This is a genomic window from Micromonospora sp. ALFpr18c (assembly GCF_008868155.1).
Classification (GTDB): domain Bacteria; phylum Actinomycetota; class Actinomycetes; order Mycobacteriales; family Micromonosporaceae; genus Micromonospora.
In genome coordinates, this window is record NZ_WBKR01000363.1 from 1 (window position 1) to 2,056 (window position 2,056).

Here is a 2,056-nt window from a genome sequence, read left to right on the forward strand (position 1 = left end):
CGTCAGCCCTCCGGGACCGACCCGACCCGAGGTCACGCCCACACCCACCGAGCCGGTGGGCGTGCCGGTGGACGCCCGCGGCGGGACGGTCACCGTCCGCTGCCAGGAGGGGTCGGCCGAGGTGCTCGCGGTGAGGTTGGCACCCGGCTACGAGGCCGAGGCGTACGACCCGGGCCCGGCGAAGCAGGTCCAGGTCCAGTTGACCTCCGCCGAGAACCGCAGCGAGATCCGGGTGCACTGCGCCAGCGGCAGCCCGAAGCCGAAGGTGAAGGAACGGTCCGCCTGACCGGGGGCCGGCGGGTGCCGCGCCGGGGCGTACCCCCGGACACGGCCCCCCGTTCCCGCCGGCCGGTCGGTCACCGCCCGGCCAGCGCCGCCCAGCCCGGGTTGACCGGCTCCCGGCGGAGCGGCATGCCCGCCTCGGCCGGCGTACGGTCGCCCTTGCGCTGGTTGCAGGCGTAGCAGGCGGCGGTGGTGTTCCGCCAGGTGTTCCGGCCGCCGCGCGAGCGGGGCAGGATGTGGTCGATGGTCGACGCCGGGCCGCCGCAGTGCGCGCAGCACCGATCGTCGCGGCGCAGCACCCCGGCCCGGGACCAGGCGGGCCCGGCGCTGAACCGCCACCGGGTGACCACGTAGCGGACCAGCCGCACCACCCGGGGCATCGGGAAGACCCCGATCACCTGGTCCGGCTCCGCCTCGTGGATCTCCGCCACCCGGCGGCAGAGCATCCGGATGGCGTGCTGGACGGAGACCCGGTGCAGCGGGCCGAGGTCGGCGTTGATGACGAGAACGGCGTCCACCGGGACTCCTTTCGACAGATGGTGACGGACAGCGAAGAGCCGCCCGGTCCGGCTGACGGACGGGCGGCTCGGCGCGTACGGGTACGCGTCAGTCGGGCCGGCCCGCCCGAGGTCCTTCCGCCCGGCAACCATCGCCGGGCAGCGTCGACGGCACGTTGGTGACGTGCGACTTCGTCATGAGCTGCTCCCGCGGCGGGTGGTTGACCTTGCGTGATCACGGTAGGTCGGGGCGGGACAGGGGGGCAACGTATTTCGATCGGCTCCCCGGCTCCTCCGGGCGGCGCTGCCGCCGCGCGGTGACCCCCGCCGCGCGGCGGACGGCGGTCAGGGGCCGATCGAGCCGCAGGGCCATCCGTGCGGTGAGTTCGCTGTCCAGCAGCGGTCGGTTGACCTCTCCGGCGACCGCCAGCGCCGGGCCGGAGACGGATCGCCAGATGGCGGCGATCCCGGCGCCGAGGCCGAGCAGGGCCACGGTGGCCCGGGCGGTCGGTGAGCCGGCCGCGGCGGCGGCGCTCACCCCGACGACGGCGAAGAGCACCACCAGCAGAGGCACCAGCACCGGCCAGAAGATGCCCCGTGCCGCCTGCGCCACCAGCCGCCGGTCCCGGATGATCAGGTTCCGGGCGACCACCGCGTAATCCTCCTCGTCGAGCAGGTCGCGCGGATGCAGACCGCCGGTGAGCACGCCGCGCCACAGGTCACCCTGGTTGCGCAGCTCGCGGCTCAACTCGGCGGGCGAGGGCTCGGTCGGGTCGCCCCGGCCGGAGCGTTCCACCGCGACCGCCCAGGCGGCCAGCGAGCGGCGTACGACGGCCGCCGAGTACGGCGGCAGCACGGTGGCCAGCTCGTCCAGCCACCGGCTGATCTGGACCTGCCGGCCGTTGAAGCGCCGCAGCAGTTCGGTGGCGTCGCCGGGCCGGACCGTGTCGGCCAGGGACCGGCCGAGCCGGTAGGCCAGACCGACCCGCAGGTTGGTGGCCATCGTCCACCGCAGCACGTCCACGTTGAGGTCGTCGAGGGCGAGCAGCAGCGGTTCCGTGTCGGTGGTGCCGGACGTTCGCAGGTCGGGCAGCCGGTCTAGGTCAGGTAGCCGGTCCAGGTCGGGCAGCCGGGCGCGGGCGGCGGCCGTGTCGGGCAGGGGTCCGTTGTGCCGGGTGAGCGCGGCGATCTGGGCCAGCGCGACGTCGACCCCGTCGAGGTACATCCGCATCCGGCGGGGTGTGGACATCTCGGTCAGGTTGGAGAGTTTGGCCGGT

General features: G+C 74.8%; 3 protein-coding genes. 1 reads left to right on the forward strand and 2 read right to left on the reverse strand.

Annotated elements, in window-relative coordinates; all coding sequences use genetic code 11:
• Positions 1-286 (forward strand): hypothetical protein (locus tag F8271_RS32760; RefSeq protein ID WP_225854889.1); only part of this gene is annotated, 286 nt, incomplete at its 5' end.
• Positions 287-356: 70 nt separating this feature from the next.
• Here F8271_RS32760 and F8271_RS31035 read toward each other — a convergent pair.
• Together F8271_RS31035 and F8271_RS31040 are read right to left on the reverse strand one after the other, a co-directional pair.
• A complete protein-coding gene (locus tag F8271_RS31035; RefSeq protein WP_151493337.1) occupies positions 357-800 on the reverse strand; it encodes an HNH endonuclease in 444 nt (147 codons plus the stop codon).
• 214 nt (positions 801-1,014) lie between these two features.
• A partial coding sequence (locus F8271_RS31040; RefSeq protein ID WP_151493338.1) for a hypothetical protein occupies positions 1,015-2,056 on the reverse strand: 1,042 nt, incomplete at its 5' end.